Below are 17986 nucleotides of genomic sequence, written 5' to 3' on the forward strand. Positions count from 1 at the left end.
CCAGAGCACTTGAATATGACCCGCATCGACTTCCACACCAACGTTCCCGACAAGCTCGCCTACGCCTGCCGGCTGGTCCGCAAGGCTTACACGGCCGGCAACCGCATCGTGCTGATGACGGACGATGCGGCGCAGCTGGCGGAACTTGACGCCATGATGTGGACATTTTCGGCCACCGACTTCCTGCCGCACGTGCCCGCCGGCGATGCGCTGGCGTCCGCCACCCCCATCATCCTGGCCGACAGCGACAGCGCCGAACTGCCCCACCACGACTTGCTGGTGAACCTGTCGCGCCGCGTTCCGGCCGGAGTGGACAGCTTCCGGCGCGTGATCGAAGTGGTGTCGTCCGATGAGGCCGACGCGGCCGCCGGCCGCCAGCGCTACGTGGCCTACAAGCAGCAACAACATCCCCTCACCCACTTTGTCGCCAACAAGTCATGACTCCAGCCCAACCATTTGACGCCAGCATCCCCGTCCTGACCGAAGTGTTGCGCGACGATCCGGCCCCAGCCGCCAACGGCGCGGCCTTGCCGCACGCCGACCTGGGCGCCCAACTGGAAGCGCAGGCGCTGGCCGGCTGGAGCGAGCAGGAGTGGGACTTGCTGGAACGGCGCCTGTCCACCCGCATCCTGCAGCAACTGCAAACCCGGGTCGATTTCGTGCTGGAGCAACGCATCAAGGACAGCATGGCCGAAGTGCTGAGCCATGCGCTGCGCGACTTGACGGGCGAGATCCGCCACGGCCTGCAGGACACGATCGAGAAAATCGTGGCCCGCGCCGTGAGCCAGGAATTAACCCACCTGCAAGCGCGCAAATAAGCGCACAAACAGACTGCCCCGCCCCCTCCGCGCCGCCCCGCTGGCGCGGTGCACCATGTGCTCCCGCACGACGTTATCTGGCCAGGTTGCCGCACCAAATGAACAACCTTGGCAAATCACTCTTTGCTAACCAGATAATTTGTTGTACCTTCTGGCCTTGTACAAATTTCCGCCCAGCTTCACTGTGGCGCCGCCATGTTCTATCCATTGGAGAATGTTTATGCTGCTCAAGACTAAGTTCATTCCACTCGCCATCGCCCTCGCATTCGCAGGCAGCGCCGGCGCGCAAGAAGTGGTCAAGATCGGCCACGTGGGCCCCGTGTCGGGCGCCTCCGCCCACTTGGGCAAGGACAACGAGAACGCGGCCAAGATGGCGATCGACGACCTGAATGCCAAGGGCATGAAGATCAACGGCAAAGCCGTCAAATGGGTGCTGGTGCCGGAAGATGACGGCGCCGATCCGAAACAGGGCACGGCCGTGGCGCAGAAACTGGTCGACGCCAAAGTCAATGGCGTGATCGGCCACCTGAACTCGGGCACCACCGTGCCTGCCTCCAAGATTTACTTCGACGCCGGCATCCCGCAGATCTCGCCGGCCGCCACCACGCCGCAGTACACCAGGCAGAACTTCAACACGGCCTTCCGCGTGGTCGCCAACGACAACAAGCTGGGCGGCACGCTGGGCGCCTACGCGGTGCAGAAACTGGGCGCCAAGAAGATCGCCATCATCGACGACCGCACGGCTTATGGCCAGGGTGTGGCCGAGGAATTCGTCAAAGGCGCCAAGAAAGCCCTGCCGGGTGTGCAAGTGGTCGGCAAGGAATTCACCAACGCCAACGCCACCGACTTCAACGCCATCCTGACCAGCATCAAGTCCAAGAATCCAGACCTGGTGTTCTTTGGCGGCATGGACTCGGTGGGCGGCCCCATGCTGCGCCAGATGAAGGCGCTGGGCATCAAGGCCAAGTTCATGGCCGGCGACGGCGTGTGCACGGAAGCCCTGCCGCGCCTGGCTGGCGACGGCATCGGCGAAGGCCAGGTCACCTGCGCCGAAGCGGGCGGCGTGACGGCCGACCAGCAGAAAGGCATGGACGACTTCCGCGCCCGCTACAAGCAGAAGTTCAACATGGACGTGCAACTGTACGCGCCGTATGTGTATGACGCCGTGATGACCATGGCCACCGCGATGGCGGACGCCAAGTCGGCCGAGCCGGCCAAGTACCTGCCGTACCTGGCCAAGGTCAAGTACCAGGGTGTGACGGGCCTGATCACGTTCGACCCGAAAGGCGACATCAAGGACGGCGCGCTGACCCTGTTCACCTACAAGGACGGCAAGAAGACCAAGATGGAAGTGGTCAAATAAGCGTCAAGTAAGCACCCACTCACGGCCGGGCTACCAGCCCGGCCTACCACCCCGCCACCGCCACCGTGCGGCGGGGCAAAAAAAAACGCGCCGTCAACGGCGCGTTCGTATTTGGATCCGGGCAGATTATTTCTGCGCCAGCACCCACTTCACCAGGGTGTGGGCTTCCGCCTCGGTCACCTGTGGATTGGCTGGCATGGGGATCGCGCCCCACGTGCCCGAACCGCCCTTCAAGACTTTCTGTACCAGTTTGGCTTCGGCATCCTTCTGGCCAGCGTATTTCGCCGCCACGTCCTTGTAGGCGGGGCCGACCAGCTTGCTGCTGACAGCGTGGCAAGCCAGGCAGTTTTTCGACTTGGCCAAATCCATACCGGCATCGGCCATCGCAGCTTGCGAAGCGAAAGCCGACACAACCATACCAACCATCATCAAAGTGCGTTTCATCGTTATCTCCATAGTAAAACCAGCGGCAATTCTACCGTGTTTTGCGCTAGCGCACGGCAGCGAACGAGAATACAACGCAGTCAAATCCACACCCGTTGACGCATGAATGAAAATTGCTCCCCGTTAAGCCCGTTTCTTTGTAAGATGGTGGAATACGAGGAGTCGCCATGCCACTGATATTGCTGATCGTCGCCCTGGTCGGGCTGCGTTATTTCGAAGTCTGGCGTTTCGCCCAACTGTCATGGTGGTGGATCGTGGGCGTGATGGTGTTCGCCTTCATCTGGTTCGAATTCCTGGAACCGATGCTGGGTCTGGACAAGCGCAAGGCGCACAACGTCGACGAGCAGCGCCGCAAGGACCGCGTCAAACAGAGCTTCGACAAAAAAAAGAAGTAAGCTCCATCACTTACATACTGGCAACGAAATTATTCCTATTCGTTGCCTTAGATCAACTTCAAAGGTAACCAGGTGGCTTTATAATGCCCGCCTGAAGTGCCACGCCCCACCAACTTGGCACTGAAGCATATGGGCGCCCTTGCATCACAGCTGGACATGAATAACGCCGTGGCCATGGCCTCGCCGGACGCGACCAAAGCCAATCTTGAGAACATCGACAAGAATGTGGAACAGGTCACCAAGGTATGGAACGCCTTCATGGGCTCCACGCTGACGGCGCGGGAAGCGGGAATCGCCAAGGCTTTCCAGGAGGCGCGCGCGCGCTACCTGGACGGCGTGGTCAAGCCCGCCATGGCGGCGATGCGGACCAACAACCTGGAGACGCTGCGCGCCATCCTGGTCGAGAAGGACGCCGCCACCTATGCGGATGTGTGCAAGAACATCGTCGACCTGACCGACCTCCAGCTCACCGTCGGGAAAGAGGAATACAACGCCGCCCAGGACCGCTATACCACCGTGCGCAGCGTGTCGCTCACGGCCATGATGCTGGGCCTGGCGCTCGCCGCCCTGTTCGGCTGGACCATCGTGCGCGGCATCACCCGTTCCCTGTCGATGGCCATGCACACCACGGACGCCGTCGCGGCCGGCGACCTGACCACCAAGATTGTACTGGAAGGGAAAGATGAAACAACGCGCGCCAGGCCAATGTGCTGGCCCAGGCCGCCTCGGGCGTGGCGATCCAGGGCGGCCAGGTGGTGTCGCAAGTGGTCGACACCATGAAAGGCATCAGCGAGTCGAGCCGGCAGATTTCGGACATCATCAGCGTGATCGACGGCATCGCATTCCAGACCAACATCCTGGCGCTCAACGCGGCAGTGGAGGCGGCGCGCGCGGGCGAACAAGGCCGTGGCTTCGCCGTCGTCGCCACCGAGGTGCGCAACCTGGCCGGACGCAGCGCCGAAGCGGCCAAGGAAATCAAGGAATTGATCAATGCCAGCGTGGAGCGGGTCGAGCAAGGCACCAGCCTGGTCGATCAGGCCGGCAGCACCATGGAGGAAGTGGTCACCGCGATCCAGCGGGTGACGGACATCATGGCCGAGATCAGTTCGGCCAGTGCCGAACAGAGCGCCGGCGTCACCCAGGTGGGCGAGGCCGTCACGCAAATGGATGAAAACACCCAGCAAAACGCGGCGCTGGTGGAGGAAATGGCGGCCGCCGCGTCGGCCTTGAACGGCCAGGCGGCGGAGCTGGTGCAAGCCGTGGCCGTGTTCCGGCTGCAGCCTGGCGCCGCCGCGCGGAGCCAGGCGCCGGTGCTTCTTAACGCTTGAGCTGCGACAGGTCGCGCACCGCGCCGCGATCAGCGGAGGTGGTCAGCGCGGCGTAGGCTTGCAGCGCTTGCGACACATAACGGTCACGGTTGACCGGCTGCCATGCCTTGTCACCCTTGGCTTCCATGGCCGCGCGGCGCGCGGCCAGGTCGGCATCGCTGATGCGCAGGTTGATTTTGCGGGCCGGGATGTCGATGTCGATCATGTCGCCCTCTTCCACCAGGCCGATGGCGCCGCCTTCAGCCGCTTCCGGCGAAGCATGGCCGATCACCAGGCCCGACGAACCGCCCGAAAAACGGCCATCCGTGAACAGTGCGCACGCCTTGCCCAGGCCCTTGGACTTGATGTACGAGGTCGGGTACAGCATTTCCTGCATGCCGGGGCCGCCCTTCGGACCTTCGTAGCGGATGATGACGACGTCGCCTTCATGCACGGTGTCGCCCAGGATGGCTTCCACCGCCGCGTCCTGGCTTTCGAACACGCGCGCCTTGCCGCTGAATACCAGAATGCTTTCGTCCACGCCGGCCGTCTTCACGATGCAGCCGTTTTCCGCCAGGTTACCGTACAACACGGCCAGGCCGCCGTCCTGCGAGTAGGCGTGCGCCTTGTCGCGGATGCAGCCGGTGGCGCGGTCCGTGTCCAGCGTGGCGTAGCGTTCCGATTGCGAGAACGCGACCTGGGTCGGCACGCCACCCGGGGCGGCGCGGAACAGCTCCCGCACGGCCGGGTCGTCGCTGACCTTGATGTCGTTGCGGGCGATGGAGTCGCCCATGGTCGGCGCGTGGATGGTCGGCAGCGACGTGTCGAGCAGGCCGGCGCGCGCCAGTTCGCCCAGGATGGAGACGATGCCGCCGGCGCGGTGCACGTCTTCGATATGGAATTTGTCCGTCATCGGCGCCACTTTGCACAGGCAAGGCACTTTGCGCGAAATGCGGTCGATGTCAGCCATGTCGAACGCCACGCCCGCTTCATGCGCGGCAGCCAGCAGGTGCAGCACGGTGTTGGTGGAGCCGCCCATGGAGACGTCCAGCGCCATCGCGTTTTCGAACGCGGCCTTGGTGGCGATCGAGCGTGGCAGCACGGAGGCGTCGTCCTGCTCGTAGTAGCGCTTGGCCAATTCGACGATCAAACGGCCGGCGCGCAGGAACAGTTGCTTGCGGTCGCCGTGGGTGGCGACGATGGTGCCGTTACCGGGCAGGGCCAGGCCCAGCGCCTCGGTCAGGCAGTTCATCGAGTTGGCGGTGAACATGCCGGAGCAGGAACCGCAGGTGGGGCAGGCGGAACGTTCGATCTCGGCCACGTCGGCGTCGCTGACGGTGCTGTCGCCGGCCTTGATCATGGCGTCCACCAGGTCCAGCTTGATGACTTTCTGCGCACCGTCCACCACTTTCAGTACCTTGCCCGCTTCCATCGGGCCGCCGGAGATGAACACCACCGGGATATTCAACCGCATGGCGGCCATCAGCATGCCGGGGGTGATCTTGTCGCAGTTGGAGATGCACACCATGGCGTCGGCGCAGTGGGCGTTGACCATGTATTCGACCGAGTCGGCGATCAGGTCGCGCGAGGGCAGCGAGTACAGCATGCCGCCGTGGCCCATGGCGATGCCGTCGTCCACGGCGATGGTGTTGAATTCCTTGGCCACGCCGCCGGCCGCTTCGATTTCGCGCGCCACCAGTTGGCCCAGGTCCTTCAGGTGCACGTGGCCGGGCACGAACTGCGTGAAGGAGTTCACCACGGCGACGATCGGCTTGTCGAAATCGCCATCCTTCATGCCGGTGGCGCGCCACAGGGCGCGCGCGCCTGCCATGTTACGTCCGTGGGTGGTGGTGCGTGAGCGGTATTGCGGCATGATGGATCTCCTGAGTGAATTCAATTGCAGTTGCTAAGGGCTCTCTAAGCCCAGCGTAGTAACGTAGGGTGCCTTGCGCCGGGGGGCCTGTCAAATATATGATGCACCTGTCTGTGAGTCGAAAAACATATCGAACCGTCTAAAACACTTAGAAACGCATATCAATGAGCCTGGAATTGCGGCAACTACGCTATTTCGTCACCGTGGCCGAGGAACTGCACTTCGGCAAGGCGGCGCTGCGCCTGCACATGACCCAGCCGCCGCTGTCGCAAACCATCCTGGCGCTGGAAGAATTGCTGGGCGCGCCCCTGTTCGAGCGCAACCGCCGCGGCGTGACGCTGACGGCAGCCGGCGCCGCCCTGCTGCCCGAGGCGCGCCGCATGCTGGCCCAGGCCCAGCAACTGCCTGATCTCGTGCAGCGGGCCGCCGCCGGCGAGGTGGGACGGCTGTCGCTGGCCTTCGTCTCGTCGGCCGACTATAGCGTGCTGCCGCCATTTTTGCGCGCCTACCGGGCCGCCTATCCGCAAGTGCAGATCAACCTGCAGGAAGCGACTTCCGACCTGCAACTGGACGACCTGCTGCACGGCCGCATCGACGCCGGCCTGCTGATCCCGCCCCTGCCCGACAAAAGCCGGGCCGAACTCGATTACCTGCCGGTGCTGAACGAACCCTTGATCCTGGCCGCGCCGGCCGGGCTGGATGCGCTCAAACATCCCGGCCCGGTGGCGCTGGCCGAGCTGCCGCCGCTGCCGCTCATCATCTTCCCGCGCGCCATCGCGCCGGCCCTGTACGACGCCGTGCTGTCCGTGTTCGGCGCGGCCGGCATCACGCCCGAGATCGGCCAGCAGGCGATCCAGATGCAGACCATCGTCAGCCTGGTATCGGCCGGCATGGGTCTGGCGCTGGTGCCGCAATCGGTGTCTAACCTGATGCGGCCCGGGGTAGAATACCGCTCGCTGCGCGACCCCACGCCGCTGGTCGAAACGGGACTGGCCTGGCGCCGCGACCACGTGTCGCCCGTGCTGCAAGGCTTTTTGGATTTACTACGAAAGAACACACCATGCTGATACACCCTATGCCCGATCCGGTCGCCGTTCATCTCGGCCCGGTCGCCGTCCACTGGTATGGCCTGATGTACGTGCTGGCGTTCGCGCTGTTCATCGCGCTGGGCCGGCTGCGCATCAAGCAGCCGCACATCGCCGCGCTGGGCTGGAAAAACGAAGACCTGGACGACATGCTGTTCTACGGCATGCTGGGCGTGGTGCTGGGCGGGCGCCTGGGCGAGGTGCTGTTCTACCGGCCCGCCTTCTTCTTCGCCAATCCGATCGAGATCCTGGAAGTGTGGCATGGCGGGATGTCGTTCCATGGCGGCTTCCTCGGTGTGATGGTGGCCATGTGGCTGTGGTCGCGCAAGGCCGGCCGCAACCTGATGGACGTGTATGACTTCATCGCGCCGATGGTGCCGCTTGGTTACGCGGCTGGCCGCCTGGGTAACTTCATCAACGCCGAACTGCCGGGCCGCGTGGTGGCCGATCCGTCGCTGCCATGGGCCATGATGTGGCCGGACACCAGCTACCCGCTGCTGCCCAATCCCGTGTTCCTGCAAGGCTTGCGCCACCCGTCGCCGCTGTACCAGATGCTGATCGACGGTATCCTCGTGTTCGCCATCCTGTGGCCGTACGCGCGCAAGGCCCGGCCGCAACTGGCGGTGGGCGCCATGTACACCCTGCTGTACGGCTGCGCGCGCTTCTTCACTGAATACTTCCGCACGCCGGACTGGGAAGTGAACTGGGGCGGCATCCCCATCACCTCGGGCCAGATGCTGTCGCTGCCGATGATCATCGGCGCGCTGCTGATCCTGATGTGGTCCTACAAGCGCAACGTGGTGATGGGCGCCACGCCCGCGGCCCGCAAGCCGGCCTGACAGATCAGCCCAACCTTCAGCGCAAACGTCAGCGCAAAGCCTTCCACAGCATGTAAGCGGCCAGGCAGTACAGCACGGCCGCGAACACCTTCTTGAGCGACTGCACCGGCAAGCGGTGCGCCGTGCGCGCGCCCAGCGGCGCGAGCGTCACGCTGGCCGTCGCGATCACGGCCAGCGCGGGCAGGTAGATGAAGCCCAGCGAATACTGGGGCAGCCCCGCCACATTCCAGCCGAAATAGATATTCGACAGCGTACCCGCCAGCGCGATGGGGAAGCCCAGCGCGGCGCTGGTGGCCACGGCGTTATGGATCTTCACGTTACACCAGCTCATGAACGGCACGGAGATGAAGCCGCCGCCCGCGCCCAGCAGGCCGGCCAGCACGCCGATCACCCCGCCGGCCGCGAACATGCCGGCGCTGCCGGGCAGTTCGCGGCCGGCGGCCGGTTTGCGGTTGAACAGCATCTGCGTGGCCGAGAACGAAATGAAGAGGGCGAACACCAGCGCCAGCGTGGGCGACGGCAACTGCTTGCCTATCCACGGCCCCACCCACGAGCCGACCAGGATGCCCGGCGCCAGCAAGGCCACGATGGGCCAGCGCACGGCCCCGTGCAGGTGATGGGCGCGCACCGACGATAACGAAGTAAACAATATGGTGCCTAACGAGGTGGCGATCGCCATGTGCACGATCACCTCGGGCGGGAAGCCCTTGGCGCTGAAGATCATGGTAATGAAGGGCACCAGGATCATGCCGCCACCAATGCCCAGCAGGCCGGCGCAAAAGCCGCCAAAGGCGCCCATGGCCAGCAAGGCCGCGATCAAAGTCCCATCCATCAGGCTTCCTTGTCCAGCAGCGCGACGATGGTCTTCCACTGGCCCGGCGTGACGGGCGTGATGGACAAGCGGCTGCCCTTCTGCAGCAGCACCATGTCTTCCAGCGCGGGGATGGTGCGCAACTCGGCCAGCGCCAGCAAGCGGGTTTTCTTCGTGGCGCGCACGTCGATGGAAATCCAGCGCGGCTGTTCCGGCGTGGCCTTGGGATCGTGGTATTTGCTGTGCGGGTCGAACTGGGTGGCGTCCGGATAGGGCGTGCCCACCACTTCTGCCAGGCCGGCGATGCCCGGCTGCGGGCAGCTGGAATGGTAGAACAGCACCCCATCGCCGGGTCGCATGGCGTCGCGCATGAAGTTGCGCGCCTGGTAGTTGCGCACGCCGAACCACGCCACCGTGTGCGCGGGCGCGGCCAGCACGTCATCGATACTGACTTCGTCCGGTTCGGATTTCATCAACCAGTATGCCATCGGAGCTTCCTCTCAAAACGTACGGACGTAAAAAAGCGGCTGCGCACACGACATGCTCGCAACCGCTTTTTCTGAATTCAAGCCCCGCCTGTGCCGTTCTGCCGGCATCCCGAACCTGATGGTTCAAGGTGGTCACAGTTAGTTCAATTTCGGGTTCGTCGGACTAGCGACGCTCACGCCCACCAAACAAAATCCCGCGACCGATGCACATAAATGGTTCAAGGAATATATGGCATTCGCGAACACTGCAGGGTGACACGGAGTTTACTCTCTTTACCCCGTTTTGGGGAAGGCGTTTCGCAAACTAAAATAAGGTTTCTTGCGGCGTCAGCGCGCTATCGAGCACCTGGTTCATGGCCGCGATCTTCTGCTGCACTTCCAGTATAGACAAGTCCGACAATGGTCCCTGCGGCGCTTTCACGGACAGGAATTCAGCCGCCACGCCCAGCGCCGCCATCACGGCGATCCGGTCGTTGCCCTTGACTTTGCCGGCGTCGCGGATGGCGCACATCTTCTTGTCCAGGAAGGCGGCCGCCTCGCTCAACGCACGCTCCTCGTCGGCCTTGCACATCAGCCGGTAGGACTGGCCCATGATCGTGACGTCCAGCTGCTTCATTGATTGTGCTCCTGGTCAGGCATCGCGCTGGCGGCGTCGGCGTCGGCGTCAGTTTCACCGGCGGCGTCGAGCGCGGGGATCTGTTCCAGCAGGGCCGAGACGCGGCTGTGCGCTTCGCTCAGGCGCTTCTGGTAACCGATGTTCTCCACCACCAATGCGGCGTTGGCTTGACGCAACTGGGCATTCTCGCGGCGCAGGGCCTGGGTCATCTCGGCCAACTGGTCGATTTTGTGGGAAAGTTCTTGGAATTCTGAAATCATCCCGTCACTATAGGATGGCTTGCGAAGCTGCGTCAACCGCTACACGGTAGAGAACACGCATATTTTTGAGGCAAGGCAGGAAAGGGAACAGACGGCAACACACGGGCCGGGGGCGGCATCGCTGACGCGCGCCGGCCCGGCCCGAAAAGTTGCTGTTTCAATCAGAGCCCGGGTGACCCACCCGGGGGCGTACTCAGGGATACACTCAGGCGTGCACCCCCACCAGCTGCACCGCGCTGCTGCCGCCCGTGAGCGACGCTTCCAGCAGGTCGGCGAAGGTGTGCAGACGGTCGGCCGTCCAGGTGGTGGCCATGTCGTACGGGCTGCTGCCATGGTCGGCCTGCGCGATCAGGTCGGCCATGGCGAGCGCCGCCACCAGCTTGCCCGAGGCGTCCACCAGATCCAGTTCGCTGACATTGACCTTGGCGTAATCGAGCACCGTGAACTGGGCATACGATTTGCCGCCGTCCACATAGTTGATCACCAGGTCGCTGCCGTCGATGTTGGCCTTGACGTGGTCGGCCGCGATGGCCACGGTGCTGAACAGCTTGTTGCCGGTGAACTTGAGCACGTCGTTACCGCCGGCCACTTCGTGCACCGTGTCCTTGCCGTCGCCCATCGACATCACATAGGTGTCCTTGCCGCTGCCGCCGTACAGCGCATCGTTGCCCATGCCGCTGTAGAAGGTGTCGTCGCCGTCGCCGCCGAACAGGCGGTTATTGCCCGCGTACTTGTAACCGAGCGCATAGGCCATGGCGCCGGCGAGGAAGAAGTCGGCACCCTGGAAATCGCTCAAGTGCAGGTTGACGCCCAGGTTCTTGGTCAGCCAGTCCACGCCGTCGCCGCTGGCGTTGGAGGCCGTCTTGAGCGCGCCGCCCAGCCACGACACGGCGTCCGACAAGGCCGTGCCCACGTCGGCGTCGGCCACCGCGTCCACCCCGGTGCTGATGCCGTTGATGGCCGTGTTCAAGCCGCTCTTGGCCGAATCCAGCGCCGATTTCAGCGGGGTGGCGATGTCGAAGTCGGCCGAGCCCACGCCGGCCGTCTTGGTCACGGCCGACAGGGCACTGTTGGCCGTGCTGTTCAAGCCGTCGACCAGTTTGCCGGCGTTGGCCGTGTCCTTGGCCAGTTCCGCCTTCATGCTGTCGGCCATGCCGCTCCACTGCTTGGCGATATCGTCGGTCATGCCGTTCAGGTATTTGCTGACGGCGTCGAAGCCCTTGCCGGCATCGGTCCAGGCGGCGTTGAGCGCGTTGGCCTTGCCCACCAGCAGATGGTCGATCACGCCCCAGCCCAGACCCATCATGGTGTCGTTGCCCTTGCCGCCGCCCACGTAGGAACCGGCGTTGGTGGCGAGGATGGTGTCGTCGCCGTCGCCGCCGACGATCACATTGCCCACCAGGTTCAGCTTGCCCAGGTCGCCGCTGGCCAGCGACTTGTATTGCGAGCGGATGAAGTTGGCGTTCATGGCCGCGCTGACCCAGTCGCCGGCCGACTCGTAGTCGTTCTCCACCACCGCCTCGGCCGCGTTGAACACGGTGATCTCGGCCAGGCCGATGATGGTGTCGTTGCCGGCGCCGCCAATGGCCACGTTGTTCTGGCCGGACGAGACGATCAGGTCGTCGCCGTTGCCGCCCATGCCGATGGTGGTGGTGCCGGCCAGGATCACGGTGTCGTTGCCGTCGCCGGCGTGCACGAAGTTCATGCCGGTGTCGATGCTGACTTTGGTGGAACTGGTCTGCACACTGTCGCCACCTTCCACGGCCTGGGTGGTGCTGCTGTTGTAGCTCAATTTGCTGCCGCTGTTGAGCACCACCAGGAAGTCGTCGCCGGCGTCCGACAGCACCACGTTGTGCTGGCCGTAGACCACGGCCGTATCGTTGCCGGCGCCGGTCCAGGCCAGGTTCAACTGCACGTTGCCCTTGGTGGTGCTGGCGGTGGTCAGGTCCGAGCCTTCCGGCTGGCTGGTGTTGGTGCTGGTGCCGTCGCCGCCCACACCGATCATCACCAGCGTGTCCTTGCCGCTGCCGCCGATGACGGCATTGTCCGCGCCCACCACCGTCACGACGTTATTACCGTCGCCCGTCACCAGCAGGTTGCCGTTGACGTTGACGTTCTTGGCGGCCGAACCGAACGACAGCGCCGTCAGCACGTCGTTGCCGCTGCCGCCTTCGATCACATTGCCCTTGCCGATCGCCGTGACGACGTTGTTGCCCTCGCCCGCCGCCACCACGTTGTAGGTGCCGGCCACGGTAACCACATCGTTGCCGCTGCCGGTGACGATGCCCGACTTGCTGCCAATGGCCGTCACCACATCGTTGCCGGCGCCCGTCAGCACCAGGTTGTTCACGCCCACGGCGGTGGCCACCGTGTCGGCGCTGCCGCCCACCAGCACATTGTTCTTGCCGAAGGCCGTCATGGCGTCATGGCCGGACTGGCCGCTGGCCGCGCCGCTCAGGCCAGCCTTGCCCACCAGGTCGGTGGCGGCCACGCCGGAGGCGAGCGCATCGACCAGGCCCACGGCGGTGGCCGCCGTTTCCTTGTAGTCGCCGCTGGCCAGCAGGTTGTTGGCACCCACCGCCGTCAGCGTGTCGGCGCCGGCATCGCCCCACAGCACGTTGCGCGCACCGAAAGCCGTCACCACGTCGTTGCCGGTGCCGCTCCACACCACGTTGTTGGCGCCGATGGCCGTCACCACGTCGCTGCCGCTGCCGGTGTAGACCACGTTGGTGGAGCCGACCGTGCTGACCACGTCGTTGCCGTCGCCGTGGGCCAGCGTGCTGCCGATGAAGGTGGCTGCGGCCTTGGTGACGGCGCCGCCGGCGGCGCTGGACAGCTTGCTGCTCACGTCCGCCAGGCCATCACCGAGGCCGGTGACGATGACGTTGACGGAGCCGGCCGCCGTCACCACGTTGTTACCGGCCGTGTTGACGACGATGTTATTGCCGCCCAGCGCGGTGGTGATGTTGTCGCCGCCATTGGCCAGCACGATGTTGTTGCCGCCAGCCGCCGTCACGATATCCTTGCCGGCGCCCGTGTAGACCACGTTGTTGCCGCCCACGGCCACCACCACATCATTGCCGGCGCCGCTGTTGATGCCGGCCGCCAGCTTGGCGGTGGCGTTGCTGATGGCCTTGGCCGCACCCGCGCTGGGCATGACATCGGCCAGCACTTTACCCAGGCCGCCGGTGGCCGCCTTGACCATGCCGCCCAGTTCCGTCAACACCACGTTGGTGCCGCCCAGCGTGACGACGGTGTCGCCGCCAACGGTGCTGGCCACCAGGTTGGCGGCCCCCAGGCCCAGCAGGGTATTGCCGCTGCCGTTGGCCAGCAGCGCGTTGTTCACGCCCAGCGCCGCTTCGATATTGCCGCCCTGGTTGCTGACCAGCGCATTGCTGTCGCCCAGCGCGGCCACCTTGTTGCCGGCGCCGCCAGTGTAGGCGATGTTGAGCAAGCCACCCAGCACCAGGTTGCTGTTGCCGCCATCGTCGATAACAACGTTGGCGCCGCCGCCGGCCACCAGGTTGTCGTTACCGTCATTGGCCGTGATAACGTTGGCGCCGCCCAGCGTGACGATGGTGTCGTTGCCCGTGCCGGCCGTGACCACGTTGGCGCCACCGGCGGCCAGTACGTTGTCGTTGCCGCCGCCGACGGTCAGCACGTTGGCGCCGCCGTACGCGGTGACCTGGTCGACACCGGCGCCGCCCTTGTAGACGTTGGCCGCACCGTTCAGCTTGGCCGTATTGTTGCCCGCGCCCCCGTCGATCACGTTGGCGCCGCCGTTGGCGGTGATCGCGTCGTTGCCGGCGCCGGCGTTGAGCGTGTTGCTGGCACCGTTCAAGGTGACGTTGTTATTGCCCTCGCCCACGTTGATGATATTGGCGCCGCCGTTGGCCGTCACCACATCCCAGCCCGTGCCGGTGGTCAGCTTGTTGGCCGCGCCGCCCAGGGTCACGTGGTTGTTGCCGTTGCCGGCCTGGACCTGGTTGGCGCCGCCGTTGGCGGTGATGGTGTCGTCACCCGCGCCGGCCGTGATGTTGTTGTTGCCGCCCTCGGCGTTGACGGTGTTGGTGCCCTCGCCCGCGTCGATCACGTTGCTGGCCGCCTTGACGGTGATGGTGTCGTCGCCGCCGTTGGTGTGGATCACGTTGCTGGCGCCGTCGGCCGTCACGTTGTCGGCATCCTTGCCGGTGTTGATGACGTTGGAGGCGCCGCCGGCGTGGACCACGTTCCAGCCGTCGCCCGCGTTGACCACGTTGGAAGCGCCATTGACGGTGATGTTATCGTTGCCGCCGTCGATGGAAACGTTGTTGGCGCCGCCGTTGGCGGTGACGGTGTTGTCGCCGCCATCGAGGTCGATCTGGTTCCAGCCGCCGTTGGCCGTGACGCGGTCGTTGCCGTTGCCGCCGTTGATGTGGTTGTAGGCGCTGTTGATGGACAGGCTGTTGTTGCCGTCGCCCAGGTCGACATCGGCCGCCGCGCCGGCCGCCACGGTCACCGAGTCGTTGCCGGCGCCGCCGCTGATCTTGTTGTAGGCGCCCACGTCGACACGGATGGTGTCGTCGCCATTGCCGCCGTCGATGCGGTTGTAGCCGCCCACCTTGACGACGATGGTGTCGTTGCCGTCGTCGCCGTACAGGTTGTTATAGGCACCGGCCGTGACGGTGATGGTGTCGTTGCCGCCGTCGCCGTGGATGATGTTGGCGCCCAGCGAACTGGCCGTGTAATTATTGTCGCCATTGCCCAGGCTTTTCTTGGTGTAGCCCAGTTCGCTGATCTTCTTGGCCACGTCCGCCATGTCGTTGCCGATCTCGTCGAACGCGTCACCGATGCTGGTGAGGTCGCTCCCCAGGTCCTTGACCGTGTCGCCCACCTTGTCGACCGCCTTTTCAATAGGCTTGACCACATGTTTTTTCAGCCAGCTGCCTACACTCATCTATTTCCCCTTGTAAGTGGTTTTATGACACTTGCATTGAATCAATAGAAGATGACATCTAACCAAACAATTCGATTACAGCGCTGTAATCGAACGCCGTGATTGACGGCGCCGGGGCCAGGCCGGACAATGCCGCACATGAAAGTTCTGCTAGTTGAAGATGAAAGCCGCATCGCCAGTTTCGTGTGCGCCGGCCTGCGCGAACACGGTTTCCTGGTCGAACATTGCGAAGATGGCAACATCGGCCATGACTACGCGCTCACCCGCGACTACGACGTGGTGCTGCTGGACGTGATGGTGCCCGGCCGCGACGGCCTGGCCATCCTGAAAGCCATGCGCCGCGAAGGGCGCGATACGCCCGTGATCCTGCTCACGGCGCGCAACGAGCTGGACGACCGCCTCACGGGCCTGAACCTGGGCGCCGACGATTACCTGGCCAAACCGTTCTATGTGGAGGAACTGCTGGCGCGCATCCATGCGCTGCTGCGCCGGGTCAACGGCGAACGGCAGAACATGGTGACGGTGGGGCCGGTGCGGCTGGACCGGCTGACCCGGGTGGCCGAGGTGGCTGGCCGCGCCGTGGAACTGACCAGCCGCGAATTCAACCTGATGGAATACCTGATGCGCTCGCCCGGCCGGGTCTATACCCGCACCCAGATCCTGGAACATGTGTGGGGCTACGATTTCGAGCCGCAAACCAATATGGTGGACGTGTGCATGCAGCGCCTGCGCAAAAAGCTGGAATTGCCCGAAGCGGTGGCGATCGAGGCTGTGCGCGGTGTCGGCTACCGCCTGCGCAAGCCGGACGCGACCGCGTGAGAGATGGCGATGGCGTCGGCGCGGGCGTGAGCGCGGGAGCTGGCACCGGGACGGACGCGGGCGTGCGCCGGTCGATGTTCCGCCTGCGCTCATTCCGCCTGCGCATCGCGTTGACGGCCACCGCCACCGCGCTGGCCGGCATCCTGGCGCTGTCTGTGGCCGCCAGCCTGACCATCGTCCACCGCCGCGCCACCATCATCGACCGCATGCTGTCGGCCCACCTGGCCGGACCCGGCTTCCAGGCCACGCCGCAGGCCCTGTGGCCGGCCACGGACGCCCAGCTCAACGCCAGCTTCAGCGCCTTCGCGCCGGACGGCACCACGGAAGCCTACGCCATCCTGCGGGTGGACGACGCCCGCCTCGGCCCGTTGTACCGTAGCCCAGGCTGGCCGCGCGAACTGGACGGCGCCGGGCTGCCGGATGGCGCCGGCCTGCACACGATGGACGGCGCCGGCCGCAGCTGGCGCATCGGCCAGGCCAGCTCCGGCCCGGTCACCATCTGGGTCGGGGTCAACCGCAACCTGTCGGACGCCCAGCTGCGCGCCAGCCTGACCCGCTTTGGCGTGGCCGTGCTGGTGCTGGCGGCCCTGATCGGCGCACTGGCCTGGTATCTGGCCGGCCGGGCCATGCGCCCGGTGCGGCATTTGACGGACGTGATCGTGGGGCTGGACGCCAACCAGCTGGACCAGCGCGTCTCGGCCGCCGAGGAGGACGTGGAATTCGCCCAGCTGGTGACCGTATTCAACGCCATGCTGGACCGGCTGCAGCGCAGCTTCCTGCAAGCGGCCCGCTTTTCCGGCGATGCCGCCCATGAATTGAAGACCCCGCTGGCCATCCTGCAGGGCGAGCTGGAACGCCACTTCGCCCGCGCCGGAGCCGGCGCCGACCCGGTGCTGGAACAGGGACTGGCCGACATGCTGGACGAAGTGCGCCGGCTGGACAGCATCGTGCGCAAATTGCTGCTGCTGGCGCGGGCCGACGCCGGTCAGCTGGCCATTCCCCTGTGCCCGCTCAATCTGCGCGCCACGCTGGACGAACTGGCCGAGGATATCAGCCTGCTGGACGTCGAGCGCCCGCTGCACCTGGCGCTGCCCGATCGCATCGGCGTGCGGGGCGATGCCGAGCTGCTGGGGCAGGTGCTGCAGAACCTGGTCAGCAACGCCGTCAAATACGGCTCGCCGGGCGGCTGGATCTCGCTGGCCGCCCGTGCCAAGGATGGCCATTGGGTGATCGACGTGGCCAACGCCTCCAACGGCATCGCGGCCGAACACCGGCTCCGCCTGTTCGACCGCTTCTACCGGGCCGACCAGGCCCACCAGCGCCGCGTGCCCGGCGTGGGGCTGGGTCTGTCGCTGGCGCGCGACATCGCCGTGGCCCACGGAGGCACGCTGGACTTGGCCGCGCCGGTGGCGGGCCAGGTCTGCTTCCGGCTCACCCTGCCCGCCGTTTGAGCGGGGCCGCGCAAACAGTTTGCCAAGTTTGTCTTGAAATAGCCCAACACCGTCCCTATAATTGGCACTCGTTAGCGAGGAGTGCTAACAACGATTTCCGCTGTTACAACGACAACAACAGCCTTTGTGATTCATTTAGCAATAACCCATTGATAGGAGTTTTGTATGAACCTTCGCCCCTTGAACGATCGCGTCATCGTCAAACGCCTGGACCAGGAAACCAAAACGGCATCTGGCCTGATCATCCCTGATGCGGCTGCTGAAAAACCGGACCAAGGCGAAGTGCTGGCCGTCGGCAATGGCAAGATTCTCGATGACGGCAAAGTGCGTCCGCTGGACGTCAAAGTCGGCGACCGCGTCCTGTTCGGCAAATACGCCGGCCAGACCGTCAAGATCGACGGCCAGGAACTGATGGTCATGCGCGAAGAAGACATCATGGCGATCGTCACCAAGTAATTGGTCACCGCCCCAATAAATTCCA

The 17986-nt window shown here is 64.7% G+C and carries 17 protein-coding genes, 1 other RNA gene and 1 pseudogene; 11 read left to right on the forward strand and 8 right to left on the reverse strand.

Annotated features, from left to right (window positions below; translation table 11 throughout):
* The first annotated feature begins 15 nt into the window (after positions 1-15).
* The 3 genes from H3H39_RS05750 (at position 16) to H3H39_RS05760 (ending at position 2181) form a co-directional block, all read left to right on the forward strand.
* Positions 16-441 carry a DNA polymerase III subunit chi gene (locus tag H3H39_RS05750; RefSeq protein ID WP_182152382.1) on the forward strand — a complete coding sequence of 142 codons (426 nt, stop codon included), beginning with the start codon at positions 16-18 and terminating at the stop codon, positions 439-441.
* Positions 438-818 (forward strand): DUF2486 family protein, encoded by a 381-nt coding sequence (locus H3H39_RS05755; RefSeq protein WP_182152383.1) that lies wholly within the window; start codon positions 438-440, stop codon positions 816-818. Before H3H39_RS05750 ends, H3H39_RS05755 begins: the two co-directional genes overlap by 4 nt.
* A 220-nt stretch (positions 819-1038) precedes the next feature.
* Positions 1039-2181: a branched-chain amino acid ABC transporter substrate-binding protein gene (locus H3H39_RS05760; protein ID WP_182152384.1), complete on the forward strand. Its 1143-nt coding sequence runs from the start codon at positions 1039-1041 to the stop codon at positions 2179-2181.
* A 126-nt stretch (positions 2182-2307) separates the two neighbouring features.
* Here the strand turns inward: H3H39_RS05760 and H3H39_RS05765 are convergent, their stop codons facing one another.
* On the reverse strand, positions 2308-2625 hold the full coding sequence (locus H3H39_RS05765; protein WP_182152385.1) for a c-type cytochrome: 318 nt from the start codon (positions 2623-2625) through the stop codon (positions 2308-2310).
* Positions 2626-2792: 167 nt separating this feature from the next.
* On the opposite strand from H3H39_RS05765, the gene H3H39_RS05770 reads away from it, so the two are divergent.
* The 3 genes and pseudogenes from H3H39_RS05770 to H3H39_RS27770 all read left to right on the forward strand — a co-directional run.
* Positions 2793-3020 (forward strand): TIGR04438 family Trp-rich protein, encoded by a 228-nt coding sequence (locus H3H39_RS05770; RefSeq protein WP_182152386.1) that lies wholly within the window; start codon positions 2793-2795, stop codon positions 3018-3020.
* A gap of 174 nt (positions 3021-3194) precedes the next feature.
* Positions 3195-3800, forward strand: a complete 606-nt coding sequence (locus H3H39_RS28325) for a Tar ligand binding domain-containing protein (protein ID WP_375540406.1) — start codon at positions 3195-3197, stop codon at positions 3798-3800.
* Positions 3707-4348: pseudogene (locus H3H39_RS27770) on the forward strand (methyl-accepting chemotaxis protein); the annotation flags it as partial. The gene H3H39_RS28325 and the pseudogene H3H39_RS27770, both read left to right, overlap by 94 nt.
* On the opposite strand, the gene ilvD reads toward H3H39_RS27770, so the two are convergent.
* On the reverse strand, positions 4338-6200 hold the full coding sequence (gene ilvD / locus H3H39_RS05785) for a dihydroxy-acid dehydratase (RefSeq protein WP_182152389.1): 1863 nt from the start codon (positions 6198-6200) through the stop codon (positions 4338-4340). The pseudogene H3H39_RS27770 and the gene ilvD sit on opposite strands and share 11 nt — an antisense overlap.
* A gap of 164 nt (positions 6201-6364) precedes the next feature.
* On the opposite strand from ilvD, the gene H3H39_RS05790 reads away from it, so the two are divergent.
* Together H3H39_RS05790 and lgt are read left to right on the forward strand one after the other, a co-directional pair.
* A complete protein-coding gene (locus H3H39_RS05790) occupies positions 6365-7267 on the forward strand; it encodes a LysR family transcriptional regulator (protein ID WP_182152390.1) in 903 nt (300 codons plus the stop codon).
* Positions 7261-8124 carry a prolipoprotein diacylglyceryl transferase gene (gene lgt / locus H3H39_RS05795; RefSeq protein ID WP_182152391.1) on the forward strand — a complete coding sequence of 288 codons (864 nt, stop codon included), beginning with the start codon at positions 7261-7263 and terminating at the stop codon, positions 8122-8124. The genes H3H39_RS05790 and lgt overlap by 7 nt, the downstream gene beginning before the upstream one ends.
* Before the next feature lie 28 nt (positions 8125-8152).
* On the opposite strand, the gene H3H39_RS05800 is transcribed toward lgt, so the two are convergent.
* From H3H39_RS05800 to H3H39_RS05825, 6 genes are all read right to left on the reverse strand, one after another.
* The gene (locus tag H3H39_RS05800) at positions 8153-8956 is read right to left on the reverse strand and encodes a sulfite exporter TauE/SafE family protein (RefSeq protein WP_182152392.1); all 804 of its coding nucleotides are present in this window, start codon (positions 8954-8956) and stop codon (positions 8153-8155) included.
* Positions 8956-9423, reverse strand: a complete 468-nt coding sequence (locus H3H39_RS05805) for an EVE domain-containing protein (RefSeq protein WP_182152393.1) — start codon at positions 9421-9423, stop codon at positions 8956-8958. Before H3H39_RS05805 ends, H3H39_RS05800 begins: the two co-directional genes overlap by 1 nt.
* A 77-nt stretch (positions 9424-9500) precedes the next feature.
* Positions 9501-9680, reverse strand: a non-coding RNA gene (gene ssrS / locus H3H39_RS05810) — 6S RNA.
* A 47-nt stretch (positions 9681-9727) separates the two neighbouring features.
* On the reverse strand, positions 9728-10039 hold the full coding sequence (locus H3H39_RS05815) for a cell division protein ZapA (protein WP_182152394.1): 312 nt from the start codon (positions 10037-10039) through the stop codon (positions 9728-9730).
* On the reverse strand, positions 10036-10299 hold the full coding sequence (locus H3H39_RS05820; protein ID WP_182152395.1) for a hypothetical protein: 264 nt from the start codon (positions 10297-10299) through the stop codon (positions 10036-10038). The genes H3H39_RS05815 and H3H39_RS05820 overlap by 4 nt, the downstream gene beginning before the upstream one ends.
* A gap of 205 nt (positions 10300-10504) precedes the next feature.
* Complete coding sequence (locus H3H39_RS05825) at positions 10505-15235, reverse strand: beta strand repeat-containing protein (RefSeq protein WP_182152396.1); 4731 nt, start codon at positions 15233-15235, stop codon at positions 10505-10507.
* A 138-nt stretch (positions 15236-15373) separates the two neighbouring features.
* Here H3H39_RS05825 and H3H39_RS05830 point away from each other — a divergent pair, with 138 nt between their 5' ends.
* From H3H39_RS05830 to groES, 3 genes are all read left to right on the forward strand, one after another.
* Entirely contained in the window at positions 15374-16054 is a 681-nt protein-coding gene (locus H3H39_RS05830) for a response regulator transcription factor (RefSeq protein WP_182152397.1), read from the forward strand.
* Positions 16051-17505, forward strand: a complete 1455-nt coding sequence (locus tag H3H39_RS05835; RefSeq protein WP_311196860.1) for a sensor histidine kinase — start codon at positions 16051-16053, stop codon at positions 17503-17505. The genes H3H39_RS05830 and H3H39_RS05835 overlap by 4 nt, the downstream gene beginning before the upstream one ends.
* 165 nt (positions 17506-17670) lie before the next feature.
* Positions 17671-17961: a co-chaperone GroES gene (groES, locus tag H3H39_RS05840; protein WP_161015212.1), complete on the forward strand. Its 291-nt coding sequence runs from the start codon at positions 17671-17673 to the stop codon at positions 17959-17961.
* The last annotated feature ends 25 nt before the right edge of the window (positions 17962-17986 follow it).

This window comes from Rugamonas apoptosis (assembly GCF_014042355.1).
In the GTDB taxonomy this organism is placed as follows: domain Bacteria; phylum Pseudomonadota; class Gammaproteobacteria; order Burkholderiales; family Burkholderiaceae_D; genus Rugamonas; species Rugamonas apoptosis.